This is a genomic window from Pseudomonas sp. HB05 (genome assembly GCF_016756915.1).
Lineage (GTDB): Bacteria > Pseudomonadota > Gammaproteobacteria > Pseudomonadales > Pseudomonadaceae > Aquipseudomonas > Aquipseudomonas alvandae.
In genome coordinates this window covers 14,162-27,482 of the sequence record NZ_JAESPG010000009.1, presented here as the reverse complement: position 1 = coordinate 27,482, position 13,321 = coordinate 14,162, and the positions used below count along the sequence as shown (strand labels likewise).

Sequence of the window (13,321 nt, the reverse complement as noted above, 5' to 3'; positions counted from 1 at the left end):
TCAGCACACATCGATGCTGAATGAAATACCGCTTTCGCGAGCAGGCTCGCTCCCACAGTGGTTAGCGTAAAAGGCACTATTCCAACGGCGCCTCGACCCGATCGCGCCCGGCCTGCTTGGCCGCATAGACCCCCGAGTCAGCTCGTAGCAGCAGCGCATCGGCGCCTTCGCCGGGACGGAGGCTGGCGACGCCAAAACTCGCAGTGATGACCCCCACCTCCTCGATCGGCGCCCCGCGCAGGCCGTCCCACAATCCCACGGCCAGCGTGTAGGCGCTTTCGCCGTCGGTGTCAGGGCACAGCACCACGAACTCTTCCCCGCCGAGCCGGCAGAACACATCGGTGCGTCGCAGTCGCTGGGTGATGCGCTCGCAGACCGCTTGCAAGACTCGGTCGCCCGTCGCGTGCCCATATTGATCGTTGATGCGTTTGAAATGATCAATGTCGAGCATGATGACCGCCATTTCCCCGGAGCCGCGCTCGACCCGGGCCAACTCCGAGGTCAGCCGCTCCTGAAAATAACGCCGGTTGCGAATGCCGGTCAGGGCGTCGGTCACCGACAACGCCCGCAGCTCTTCTTCCACGCGCTTAAGGTCGGAAATGTCCGAGATATAACCGTGCCACAACACCCCGCCACCCGGCAGTTGCTCAGGCGTCGCCTCGCCGCGGACCCAGCGCAGGCCGCGCAGTGGCAGTTGCACCCGATACTCTTCGCGCCAGGGGCTCAGCGTGTCGGCCGAGGTGCGGATCGATGCCCGAACCCGCGCGCTGTCCAATGGATGAATGCGGGAAAAAATCGCTTCGGCGTGCCGCACCAGGACGTCCGGCTCCAGTTCGTAGATATCCCGGATGCCATCGCTGGCGTAGATCACGCTGAAGCTGCCGTTGAAATCCATCTTGAACTGATAGATACCGCCGGGCACATGGGCGCTGAGTTTCTTCAACAACAGATCCCTGGCGGCCAATGCTTCGTGGACGCGCTTGCGCTCGGTGACGTCGATGCAGATCGCCAGGTGCCCGACCCAAAGCCCCTGGTCGTCCAGCACCGGAGTCGCCAGCATGTTCACCGTCAGATAGCTGCCGTCGCGGCGTACGAGCGTCCACTCCCGCGCCTGCTGGCCACCCTGCTCGCCGCCTTCCAGCAACATGGCGTGGCAGGTGGGGATCGGTTTGCCAAAGCGAGCGGCGAGCTGGGCTGCCCGCTCCTGCAGCTCGCGCGGGACATGGAGGCTTTCCAGGGTCATGCTCTGCAAGACATCGCAGCTCCGATAACCGAGCATCTGCTCGGCACCGGCATTGAAAGTGGTGATGACACCGCGCAAATCAGTGGCAATGATCGCAACCTGTGTCGCGGCGTCGAGCACGCCCCTCAACTGGCCATGGGTCCCGCGCAATTCCGTTTCCCGGGCCCGCAGTTCCTGGGTCCGTTGCTCCACCAGCGCCAGGGCCCGTTGCCGCTGGCTGACCAGCGTGTAGAACAAGACACTGAGCATCAGGCTGAGTAACCCGCCCAGCACCGTCAGGCTCATCACGCTGGAATGATTGCTCGACAGGAACAAGTGGCTGGGTCGCAGCTCAACCCGGAAGTCACGATCGGCCAGGCGCAACAGCCGGGTCGCCGACAACTCGCTTTTGCCCGGGCGGTCAGGGCTCTCGTACAGCACTTCTTGATGATCGTCGCTGGACAGGTCCAGCACCCGCATCGACAAGTTGTCATGACCGGAATCCGGCAGGCCATCAGACATCAGTTGGCGCATGCTGACCGCAGCCACGACGAAACCCAACAGTTCACTTCCGGAATGCCGCACCACTGGCGCGGCCAGCATGATTCCCCTGGAAAAGATCGGATCGACGCCGACCAGGTCCAGGGGCTTGGACACTGTCATGGCGTTACGTTCGCGGGCCCGTTCCAGCGTGGCGCGGCGCGTGGGTTGGTAAAGCAGATCCAGGCCCAGCGGTGCGCCATAGGAGGGCTGGCCCTGGACGTACAGCACCGGTACGTATTCGTCCCGCTCGGGGGCCTCTCGCAGCAGGCCCGCCTCGTCCGGCTCACGAATGGTAAACGTACCGGAGACTTCGGCGCGCGCCTGGTGCTCGAATGCCTGCCGCTCGTCCCGAAGCACCCGGGGCGCCCAGGCGAAGGCCCGGGTATGGCGCAGCATGGCTTCGGTGTAGCCATGGAATTCGGTGTTGGAAACCCCATCGGAGTTGGCGAAGAAACGCCTCAGGCTGTCGAGGCGTTGGACCTGGTCCTGAAAGCGCTCTTCGATGCGGCTGTAGCGCTCGTCGACTTGCAGCGCGAAACGTTGGCGCAGTTGCTGATTGAACAGATTCAGCGTGCCCCAGGCCAACAAGCCGGTCAGCAAAGCCCCCGCCGCCAGGACCAAAGAAGCCACCAGCCACGCTGAAACATCTTCGCTGATAAAACCCAGGATCCTGGGACGCACCGGATGTAATGCCATACCCATAACTCAGAAAAGGACCAGGCATTTGAACGGCCCCGGCCACAGCTAAGTTATAGCTATATGCCACTACTTTAGCCAGCCCCCAAAACACCCGAAAGCCTTGAATTTCAAGGCCTGGGTGGATCCAATCAGCAAAATCAGCGTGCCGTGATTTTCCATGCGCGGTGAATCTTGCTGTTTCGGGCAAAATCCGGATCGATGGTCTTCGCGGTGATTTCCTCCACCGCGTAACGCTCGGTCAGGTTCTCTTCGAGTTGGAACTTGCGGAAGTTGTTGGAGAAATACAACACGCCGCCCGGCGCCAGGCGCGCCATGGCCAGGTCCAGCAACTGGACGTGATCGCGCTGCACGTCGAACACGCCTTCCATGCGCTTGGAGTTGGAGAAGGTCGGCGGATCGATGAAGATCAGGTCGTATTCGTCACGGCTGGCTTCCAGCCACGCCATCACGTCACCCTGCTCCAGGCGGTTCTTGTCGGAAAAGCCATTGAGCGACAGGTTGCGCCGCGCCCAATCGAGGTAGGTTTTCGACAAATCGACGCTGGTAGTGTTGCGGGCACCGCCCTTGGCAGCGTGGACGCTGGCGGTCGCGGTGTAGCAGAACAGGTTGAGGAAGCGCTTGCCGGCCGCTTCTTTCTGGATTCGCAGACGCATGGGCCGGTGATCGAGAAACAGCCCGGTGTCGAGGTAATCCGTGAGGTTGACGAGCAGCTTCACGCCGCCTTCGTTGACTTCGGTGAACTTGCCCTGGGCGCTCTGGCGCTCGTACTGCTTGGTGCCGCTCTGGCGCTCGCGGCGCTTGATGACGACGCGGCTCTTGTCGACGTTCAAGGCCTGGGGAATCGCCGCCAGCGCATCGAACAAGCGGGCCGAGGCCTTTTCCGGATCGATGGACTTCGGCGCGACGTACTCCTGCACGTGAACCCAATCGTGGTACAGGTCGATGGCCATCGAGTATTCCGGCATGTCGGCATCGTAGACGCGATAGCAGTCCACGCCTTCACGCTTGGCCCACTTGCTCAGCAGCTTGAGGTTTTTCTGCAGGCGATTGGCGAACATCTGCCCGCCTTCGCTCAGGCGCGCCTGCTCGACCACGGGGGCCGGTGCCGGCGCTGGCTTGATCGGGTTGCCGTTCTTGTTGTACTGACGCTCCTGCGGGACATCCGGGGTCTGGTCGTAGGCGGATTGCTCACGCTCGGCCTGGCGTTGCTCCGGGGTCCGACGCTCGCCCGTGACGAACTGATCCGGCAACACCTTGATCAACAGCAGCTTGCAGGGCAAGGCGCCGTTCCAGAACGAATACTGCTTGTGGCTGCGAATGCCCATGCGCTTGCCCAGGTCCGGCGCGCCGGTGAACACCGCGGCCTCCCAGTTCAGGCAGGCCTGGCGCAGGCGTTCGCCGAGGTTCTGGTAGAGATAAAGCAGGCTGGCTTCATCGCCCAGGCGTTCGCCATACGGAGGGTTGCAGATCACCAGGCCTTTCTGGTTCTGGTCCGGGCGCGGCTCGAAGGTGGCGACTTCGCCCTGGTAGATCTTGATCCACTCGCTCAGGCCCGCGCGCTCGACGTTGTTGCGACCCGGCTGGATCAGCCGTGGATCGGCCTCGTAGCCGCGGATCCACAACGGCGGCTTGGCCAGCCCGGCAGCGGCGCGTTCAGAGGCTTCTTCATGAAGCTTCTTCCACAACGCCGGCACATGGCCGAGCCAGGCGGTAAAGCCCCATTGCTGGCGACGCAGGTTCGGCGCCATGTCGGCGGCGATCATGCCGGCTTCCACCAGGAATGTGCCGACGCCGCACATCGGGTCGGCCAGCGCCCCGCCTTCGGCGGCAATGCGCGGCCAACCGGCGCGGATCAGGATCGCGGCGGCGAGGTTTTCCTTCAGCGGCGCGGCGCCTTGCTGCAGGCGATAACCGCGCTGGTGCAGGCTGTGGCCGGAAAGGTCCAGGGAGAGGATCGCTTCGCCGCGGTCCAGGCGCAGGTGGATGCGCAGGTCCGGGTTGAGCTTGTCGATGGACGGGCGCTCGCCCGACGGCGTACGCAGTTTGTCGACAATGGCGTCCTTGACCTTCAAGGCGCCGAAATGGGTGTTGTCGATGCCCGAGCCGTGGCCGCTGAACTCCACCGCCAGGGTGCCGTCGGCGAGCATGTGGTCTTGCCAGTCGACATCCAGCACACCGTGGTAAAGGTCTTCGGCATCCTTCATCGGGAAGCGCTTGAGCACCAGCAACACGCGGTTGGCCAGGCGGGACCAGAGGCAGAGCCGATAGGCCGTCTCCATGTCAGCGCTGCCGCGAACGGCCGAGGTATGCTCTCGCGCCTCTTCAAGGCCAAGCCCGACGGCTTCCTCAAGAAGCAGGCCTTCGAGGCCCTTGGGGCAAGTGAGGAAGAGTTCAAAACGGTCGGACATGGGATTTCCAGAGCCTTTGGCTAAGTGGGCCGGGCAACGCATTGCCGGGCCGGGTTCAATCAGGTGCTTTTCTCAAGAGCACCCGCGTGGCACGAAAGTGTGCCGCTCCGTCCCCACCGCTCAGGTTCAAAGAGCTTAGATGCGAGGACAGATAAAAAATTCTGTGCAACAAATTGTGAAAAGTCGTCCCTTTCGTCGAATAGTGCCCGAGTGCAACAGGGGGACATTCTCATTCGTTTCCGGCGACCGCCTTTCAGCGCAGGGCTGATCATACAGGGGTCTTGCTCAAAAGCGGGCGTCGAACATCGTGTTACTTATCGCACTAACATCTTTATTGTTACGTGCTTATGACAAAACGATCATTCCATCCGTGTGACGCTTTGGTTAGAACTCACCACAGGTTGACGTCGCAACGGCGTCAACACCTTGGCTCGTCACGCCGGCAACGAGCCACCAACGGCAGAATGATTCTGCCCCGGCCTCGATAGAGGTCGACGCTAAGCAACAGTCAACAAGTGAGGGCAACACCCTATGAGAAGACTTAAGCGTGATCCGTTGGAAAGAGCTTTTTTACGCGGTTACCAATATGGCGTTGGTGGTAAATCCCGTGAGCTTTGCCCCTTTACTCTACCGTCGGTACGTCAAGCCTGGATCAATGGCTGGCGGGAAGGACGCGGCGACAACTGGGACGGTATGACCGGCACTGCGGGTATCCACAGACTCAACGAACTTCACGCCGTCGGCTGACACAGGGCCTATTACTCAAGAACTCGACAATCTGACATCCAAACCGATTTAACCACGCACGTCCCATCCGGACGGCGGGCTGCGGCCCAGGGGGCTCCTTCGAGGAGCCCTTTTTAATGCCCGGGTTTCTTGGACTTGAGCTGCAAACACTGCTGTGGCGAGGGGATTTATCCCCGCTGGGCTGCGCAGCAACCCCAAAAAGATCACACAATAAACCTGACACACCGAGAGCAGCTTACAGGGGCCGCTTCACGCCCAGCGGGGATAAATCCCCTCGCCACAAATGGACCTCACCAACCTTAGGAATCACCCCAACGCCGCAATCGCATCCACCGACTCGCGAATCAACGCTGGCCCCTTGTAGATGAACCCCGAATAAACCTGCACCAGGCTCGCCCCGGCGGTGATCTTCTCGGCGGCGTGCCGACCTTCGGTAATCCCGCCCGCCGCGATGATCGGCAAACGTCCCGCCAATTCACCCGCCAGGACTTTTACGGTGTGGGTGCTCTTGTCACGCACCGGCGCGCCAGACAAGCCGCCCGCCTCGTCGCCATGCTCCAACCCTTCGACACCTTCACGGCCCAGCGTGGTGTTGGTGGCGATCACCGCGTCCATGCCAGTCTCGATCAGCGCCTGGGCTACCTGGACGGTTTCCTCGTCGCTCATGTCCGGGGCAATCTTGATCGCCAGCGGCACATGTCGGCCATGGGTGACCGCCAGCTCCGCACGGCGCCGGGCCAGGTCGGCCAGCAGTTGCTTGAGCGAATCACCGAACTGCAGGCTTCGCAGCCCCGGGGTGTTCGGTGAACTGACGTTGACGGTGATATAGCTGGCGTGGGCGTAGACCTTGTCCAGGCAGATCAGGTAATCGTCCACGGCGCGCTCCACCGGGGTGTCGAAGTTCTTGCCGATGTTGATGCCCAGCACGCCCTTGTACTTGGCTGCCGCGACACGGGCCAGCAGGTGATCAACGCCCAGGTTGTTGAAGCCCATGCGATTGATGATCGCCTCGGCCTGGGGCAGACGGAACAGTCGTGGCTTGGGGTTGCCCGGCTGCGGTCGCGGCGTCACGGTGCCAATTTCCACGAAGCCGAAACCCAATTGCGCAAAGCCGTCGATGGCCGCGCCATTCTTGTCCAGGCCCGCCGCCAGCCCGACCGGGTTGGGAAACTCCAGCCCCATGACCGTCACCGGAAGTTTCGCCGGGGCCTTGCACAGCAGACCGTTAAGGCCCAAGCGCCCGCCCGCGCCGATCAAGTCCAGGGACAGGTCATGGGAGGTTTCCGGGGAGAATTTGAACAGCAGTTCACGGGCCAGGGTGTACATGGGCGGCTTTGACTCGGGCGACGAAATGAGGCGGCGATTATAGCCGCGCAACGGCGTCGCAAGCGAGGCGCTCGCACAAAACCGCAGCGCTGGCATATGCCTTGCACCTTTTTGGTCATCAGCGCCCCATGCCAACGACGGAATGAGTGCCGCACTGTTTCAAAGGACAACGGCGTCGGCGTCCGGCCTCTCCTGGCCAGGACACGGCGCCTTTTCATGTGGAAGGTGATATCGATGAATGAAGTTCCAGCCACGCCCCTGGCCTGGGTCAATGGCAGCGATGCCCCGGAGAAGAGCGCGATCAACCTCGGCTTCATGGCCTTGAGCGACTGCGCCCCGGTGGTGGTGGCCGCCACCCAAGGCTTCGCCCAACCCTACGGCCTGACCCTGAATCTCAAGCGCCAGGCATCCTGGGCCAACCTGCGGGACAAGCTGGTCAGCGGTGAAATCGATGCCGCCCACAGCCTCTATGGCTTGATCTACGCAGTGCATCTGGGCATTGGCGGCGTCGCACCGACGGACATGGCCGTGCTGATGGGGTTGAACCAGAACGGCCAGAGCATCAACCTCTCCCACGGCCTCCAGGCCCAAGGCGTGACCAGTCCTGAAGCACTGGAACGGCACGTGCACCAAACTCGCCCGAAACTGACCTTCGCCCAGACCTTCCCCACCGGCACCCATGCCATGTGGCTCTATTACTGGCTCGCGGCCCAGGGCATCCATCCGCTATCGGATGTCGACAGCGTCGTGGTACCACCGCCGCAGATGGTCGCTCACCTGCAAGCCGGGCGCATCGACGGTTTTTGCGTGGGCGAGCCCTGGTGCGCCAGTGCGGTAAAGCAAAACCTCGGTTTTACCCTGGCGACCACCCAGACCATCTGGCCCGACCACCCGGAAAAGGTCCTCGGCTGCACCCGCGCGTTCGTCGAGCAATACCCCAATACCGCCCGGGCGCTGGTAATGGCGATCCTGGAAGCAAGCCGCTTCATCGAGCAAAGCACTGAAAACCGTCGCAGCACCGCACAACTGTTGAGCGCACCCGAATACCTCGACGCGCCGCTGGACTGCATCGAGCCGCGCTTGCTGGGCATCTATGCCGACGGCTTGGGCAACAGTTGGCAGGACCCCCATGCCATGCGCTTCCACGGAGGCGGCGAGGTGAACCTGCCATACTTGTCCGATGGCATGTGGTTCATGACCCAGTTCCGTCGCTGGGGCCTGCTGCGTGAAGACCCGGACTACCTGGCCGTCGCGCGCCAGGTCCAGCAGCTCAAGTTGTACCGTGAAGCCGCCGCGGCGCTGGGCGTAATCTCCCCAGGCCAGGACATGCGTAGCAGCCAACTGATCGACGGCACCACCTGGGACGGCACTGATCCGGCCGGGTACGCCCGCAGCTTCAAACTGCACGCCTTGAGCGATGCGGCTCCCCTTCTCGCCAGCCGCTGACAGGAGCCACGACCATGCTGCGTATCCTGCTGATCAACGACACCGCGAAAAAAGTCGGTCGCCTGAAAGCGGCCCTGATTGAAGCCGGCTTCGAAGTGATCGACGAATCCGGCCTGACCATCGACCTGCCGGCGCGCGTCGAAACAGTGCGTCCGGACGTGATCCTGATCGATACCGAGTCACCCGGACGCGATGTGATGGAGCAAGTGGTGCTGGTCAGTCGTGACCAGCCGCGACCGATCGTCATGTTTACCGACGAGCACGACCCGGATGTAATGCGCCAGGCGATCAAGTCGGGCGTCAGCGCCTACATCGTCGAAGGCATCCATGCCGCGCGCCTGCAACCGATCCTCGACGTCGCCATGGCCCGCTTCGAAAGCGACCAGGCCCTGCGCGCCCAACTCCTGGCCCGGGACCAGCAACTGGCCGAACGCAAGCGCATCGAACTGGCCAAGGGCATGCTCATGAAGATGAAGGAGTGCAACGAGGAACAGGCCTACACCCTGATGCGCCGCCAGGCCATGAGCCGCCAGCAGAAGCTCATCCAGGTGGCGGAGCAGATCATTGCCATGAATGAGCTGCTGGGCTGAAAGCCTTGTAGCGCAGGGCCTGCCGCCATCGCGAGCAGGCTCGCTCCCACAGGGAGCCCCGGGGTGGACTTCATATTTGTCGCACCACAAATCAACTGTGGGAGCGAGCTTGCTCGCGATTGCGATCTAATGTTCAACATCGATATCGACTGACCCACCGTCATCGCGAGCAAGCTCGCTCCCACAGGAAGTCCCGGGGTGGACTTCATATTTGTCGCACCACAAATCAACTGTGGGAGCGAGCTTGCTCGCGATGGCGATCTAACGTTCAACATCGATATCGACTGACCCACCGTCTTCGCGAGCAAGCTCGCTCCCACAGGAAGTCCGGAGTGGACTTCATATTTATGAACGCCACAAATCCACTGTGGGAGCGAGCCCGCTCGCGAAGGGCTCGCCCCGAATTATCAGGTTGGCACAGATCTCGCTTAACCCACCCCACAGGTAACCAACGGCGGTTGCCCCACCTACGACAAAGACGTCGCATACCCCATTGCCCTCCAGCAATCCGGGTTGCGGCGTTTTTTTGTTTTGGTCCTGCGGGACCGGTGGTGCGACCACAGGCGGCGCACTGCTCAAAGCACTGACTCATTTCTCGAGACTTTTACAGCTGAGGTGCGCGATGAATTCAAGCTTCTGGAAATCCGGCCATACCCCGACACTGTTCGCGGCCTTCCTCTATTTCGACCTGAGCTTCATGGTCTGGTACCTGCTCGGCCCGATGGCGGTGCAAATCTCCGCCGATTTGCATTTGAGCACCCAACAACGTGGCTTGATGGTGGCGACGCCCATTCTGGCCGGCGCGGTGTTGCGCCTGTTCATGGGGTTGCTGGCCGACCGCCTGTCACCCAAGACCGCCGGCATGATCGGCCAGGTCATCGTGATCGGTGCCTTGTTCTGTGCCTGGAAACTCGGCATCCACAGCTATGAACAAGCGCTGCTGCTGGGGCTGTTCCTGGGCATGGCCGGGGCCTCGTTCGCCGTGGCACTGCCATTGGCGTCCCAGTGGTACCCGCCGCAACATCAGGGCAAGGCCATGGGCATCGCCGGGGCCGGTAACTCGGGCACCGTGTTCGCCGCCTTGGCCGCGCCGATCCTCGCGGTGTCGTTCGGCTGGACCAACGTGTTCGGCTTCGCGCTGATCCCGCTGGTCCTGACCCTGATCGCCTTCAGCTTGATGGCCAAGAACGCCCCCGAGCGCCCCAAGGCCAAATCCATGGCCGATTACCTCAAGGCCCTGGGCGATCGCGACAGCTGGTGGTTCATGTTTTTCTACAGTGTGACCTTCGGCGGCTTCATCGGCCTGGCCAGCGCCCTGCCCGGCTACTTCAACGACCAATACGGCCTGAGCCCGGTCACCGCCGGCTACTACACCGCCGCCTGCGTCTTCGGTGGCAGCCTGATGCGCCCACTGGGCGGCGCCTTGGCAGACCGTTTCGGCGGCATCCGCACCCTGCTGGGCATGTACACCGTGGCGGCTATCTGCATCGCTGCCGTGGGTTTCAACCTGCCGAGTTCCTACGCGGCGCTGGCACTTTTCGTGTGCACCATGCTCGGCCTGGGTGCAGGCAACGGTGCGGTATTCCAACTGGTGCCACAACGTTTCCGTCGCGAAATCGGCGTGATGACTGGTTTGATCGGCATGGCCGGCGGCATCGGCGGCTTCGCCCTGGCGGCGGGCATGGGTGCGATCAAGCAGAGCACCGGCAGCTATCAACTGGCGTTGTGGTTGTTCGCCAGCCTCGGTGTCCTGGCCTGGTTCGGCCTGCATGGCGTCAAGCGTCGCTGGAGAACCACTTGGGGTTCGGCCGCCGTCACCGCTGCTCGGGTATAACAGCCCACCATGAGCCTGCAATTGAGCTTCGCCGAGGCCAGCGCCATCGGCCCCCGGGAAGAAAACCAGGACGCCCTGCGCCTGGTCACCCCCGCCCCGGCCTTGGCCGCCAGCAAGGGTTATCTGTTCGCCATCGCCGACGGCGTGAGCCAATGCGCCGATGGCGGATTGGCCGCCCGCTCGACCTTGCAAGCGCTGGCCTTGGATTACTACTCCACGCCGCAAACCTGGGGCGTGGCCCAGGCGCTGGACCGGCTGTTACTGGCACAGAACCGCTGGTTGCAAGCCAACGGTGGCGGGCAACCGCTGCTCACCACCGTCAGCGCGCTGGTGCTGCGGGGCCGGCGCTTCACCCTGGCCCATGTCGGTGATTGCCGGGTCTACCGTTGGCAAGCCGATCATCTGCAACGGATCAGCGAAGATCACGTCTGGGAACAACAGGGCATGCAACATGTGCTCAAGCGCGCGCTGGGGCTGGATCAACACCTGATCCTGGATTTCCTCGACGGGGAACTGCGCGAGGACGAGACCTTCGTGCTGCTCAGTGACGGCGTGTGGGCAGTACTCGGCGACACCGCCATCGCCGGCATTCTGCGCGACCAGCCAGACCTCGAACTCGCGGCCCAGACACTGGTGAACGCCGCCCATCTGGCCGGCAGCCAGGACAACGCCAGTGCGTTGCTGGTGCGCGTCGATGCCTTGGGCGAAGCCAGCATCGGCGATGCGTTGATCCAGCTCCAGCAGTGGCCGTTGCCGCCGACGCTGAAGCCCGGCCAGGCCTTCGAGGGTTGGCAGATCGAAAGTTTGCTCGGCCAGAGCCAGCAATCCTTGCTTTACCGGGTCCACGACGGCCAAGGCCAGCCCTGGCTGCTGAAGACCCTGCCCGCGCAACTGCGGGACGATTCCCGGGCTGGGCAGGCCTTGTTGTCGGAAGAATGGTTTCTCAAGCGAGTCGCCGGCAGGCAATTTCCCGAAGTGCATGGCGTGCCCCAGCGCCAGCATCTGTACTACGTGATGCGCGAATATTCGGGCATGACCCTGGCCGAGATGTTCGACCGGACCGGCACGCTGCCCCTGGCGCAATGGCAGGACTTGGCACAACGGCTGGTGCGGGCGGTGGGCCTGTTGCATCGACGGCAGATCTACCACCGCGACATCAAGCCGGAAAACCTGCACCTGGGCGACGACGGCGAACTTCGCCTATTGGATTTTGGCCTGGCGTATTGCCCAGGCTTGTCCGAGGACCAGGCCAACGTTCTGCCTGGCACGCCCAGCTACATTGCCCCGGAAGCCTTCGGCGGTGCCGCGCCGACTGCTCAACAGGATTTGTACTCGGTCGGCGTGACCTTGTATTTCCTGCTGACCGGGCACTATCCCTACGGTGAAGTCGAAGCCTTCCAACGCCCGCGCTTTGGTGTGCCGGTCAGCGCCAGCCGCTATCGACCGGACCTGGCCGAATGGCTTGGCCAAAGCCTCGAACGTGCCGTCGCGGCGGACCCGGGCCAGCGCTTTGAAACCGCCGAGGAATGGTTGCTGTTGCTGGAACAGGGCGAGCGCCGCAGCTTGAGCGTAAGGCCCCGGCCCCTGCTGGAGAGAGAACCGCTGAAGGTCTGGCGAACGTTGGCGCTGGTGTCGCTGGTCGTGAATATCGTGCTGTTGTTCCTGGTATTCCACGGCTGAAATCGGTCGCTCCCCGCAAGGGATTGTCTTGCGGCAAGCCTGGAAATCAGCTCAAGCACTGATCGCCAGGCCATGCCGGCGATGATGCATGCTCAACTGATCCTTGATCAGCCGCAGCACCCGGGCTTCGTGTTCATGGATAAAGAAATGCCCGCCCGCGAGCATGTCCACGGAGAAACTGCCGCAGGTTTCCCTGCTCCAGCCAATCAGTTGTTCCGTGGTGGCCTTGTCGGCCGCGCCGCCGAGCACATGCACGGGGCAGTTCAGCGGTGATCGGAGCTTGGGTTGGTAGCGCCCGCAGAGCAGGAAATCCGCCCGCAGCACGGGCAAGGTCAGGGCCATCAGTTCTTCGTTGGCCAACACCTCTTCGCTGGTGCCATTGAGGGTGCGCAACTGGTCGATCAGTTCCGCATCGGTTTTCGGCTCGGCGAAGCCGCGATCGTAATCGGCGCGCATCGTCGGCGCCGCAGTGCCCGAGGCAAACAGCGCCACCGGTTCCGGGCAACCCAGCTCGCGCAGGGCATGGGCGAGCTCGCAGGCCAGCAAAGCCCCCAGGCTGTGGCCGAACAGGGCGTAAGGAGCCCGGAGCGTCGGGTACAGCTCCCGTGCCAGTTGCTTCGCCAATGGCCCCATGTCGGTGTGCAGCGGCTCGGCAAAACGCGCCCCGCGCCCCGGCAATTCCACCGGTTGCACCGTCAGCCACTGTGGCACCTTGCGCCGCCAGCGGCTGTAAACCATCGCACTGGCGCCTGAATATGGCAGGCACAGCAGGGTCAGTTGGGTCACTGCGGTTTTCTCCGATCGTTTGTATAAAAAGAATAACGAG

Annotated in this window: 9 protein-coding genes; 5 read left to right on the top strand and 4 right to left on the bottom strand. The window is 62.7% G+C overall.

Annotation, left to right across the window (positions count from 1 at the left end):
• Window positions 1-76: 76 nt before the first annotated feature.
• Window positions 77-2,461, bottom strand: coding sequence for a sensor domain-containing diguanylate cyclase (locus tag JMN22_RS10710; RefSeq protein ID WP_198797592.1), 2,385 nt, complete (start codon window positions 2,459-2,461; stop codon window positions 77-79).
• Window positions 2,462-2,601: 140 nt separating this feature from the next.
• Window positions 2,602-4,872: a bifunctional 23S rRNA (guanine(2069)-N(7))-methyltransferase RlmK/23S rRNA (guanine(2445)-N(2))-methyltransferase RlmL gene (gene rlmKL, locus JMN22_RS10705; RefSeq protein WP_198797593.1), complete on the bottom strand. Its 2,271-nt coding sequence runs from the start codon at window positions 4,870-4,872 to the stop codon at window positions 2,602-2,604.
• A 531-nt stretch (window positions 4,873-5,403) separates the two neighbouring features.
• Between rlmKL and rmf the strand changes: the two genes are divergently transcribed.
• On the top strand, window positions 5,404-5,619 hold the full coding sequence (rmf, locus tag JMN22_RS10700; RefSeq protein WP_003223300.1) for a ribosome modulation factor: 216 nt from the start codon (window positions 5,404-5,406) through the stop codon (window positions 5,617-5,619).
• Window positions 5,620-5,925: 306 nt separating this feature from the next.
• Here the strand turns inward: rmf and JMN22_RS10695 are convergent, their stop codons facing one another.
• Window positions 5,926-6,945 (bottom strand): quinone-dependent dihydroorotate dehydrogenase, encoded by a 1,020-nt coding sequence (locus JMN22_RS10695; RefSeq protein ID WP_198797594.1) that lies wholly within the window; start codon window positions 6,943-6,945, stop codon window positions 5,926-5,928.
• Window positions 6,946-7,179: 234 nt separating this feature from the next.
• Here JMN22_RS10695 and JMN22_RS10690 point away from each other — a divergent pair, with 234 nt between their 5' ends.
• The 4 genes from JMN22_RS10690 to JMN22_RS10675 all read left to right on the top strand — a co-directional run bounded on the left by JMN22_RS10690 (window position 7,180) and on the right by JMN22_RS10675 (window position 12,495).
• Window positions 7,180-8,391, top strand: coding sequence for a CmpA/NrtA family ABC transporter substrate-binding protein (locus tag JMN22_RS10690; protein WP_198797595.1), 1,212 nt, complete (start codon window positions 7,180-7,182; stop codon window positions 8,389-8,391).
• Between the two features lie 14 nt (window positions 8,392-8,405).
• On the top strand, window positions 8,406-8,981 hold the full coding sequence (locus JMN22_RS10685; RefSeq protein WP_025212689.1) for an ANTAR domain-containing response regulator: 576 nt from the start codon (window positions 8,406-8,408) through the stop codon (window positions 8,979-8,981).
• Window positions 8,982-9,603: 622 nt separating this feature from the next.
• On the top strand, window positions 9,604-10,815 hold the full coding sequence (locus tag JMN22_RS10680; protein ID WP_030140867.1) for a nitrate/nitrite transporter: 1,212 nt from the start codon (window positions 9,604-9,606) through the stop codon (window positions 10,813-10,815).
• Between the two features lie 9 nt (window positions 10,816-10,824).
• Entirely contained in the window at window positions 10,825-12,495 is a 1,671-nt protein-coding gene (locus tag JMN22_RS10675) for a bifunctional protein-serine/threonine kinase/phosphatase (RefSeq protein WP_198797596.1), read from the top strand.
• A gap of 51 nt (window positions 12,496-12,546) precedes the next feature.
• Here the strand turns inward: JMN22_RS10675 and JMN22_RS10670 are convergent, their stop codons facing one another.
• Window positions 12,547-13,281, bottom strand: coding sequence for a thioesterase II family protein (locus JMN22_RS10670; protein ID WP_198797597.1), 735 nt, complete (start codon window positions 13,279-13,281; stop codon window positions 12,547-12,549).
• Window positions 13,282-13,321: the final 40 nt, after the last annotated feature.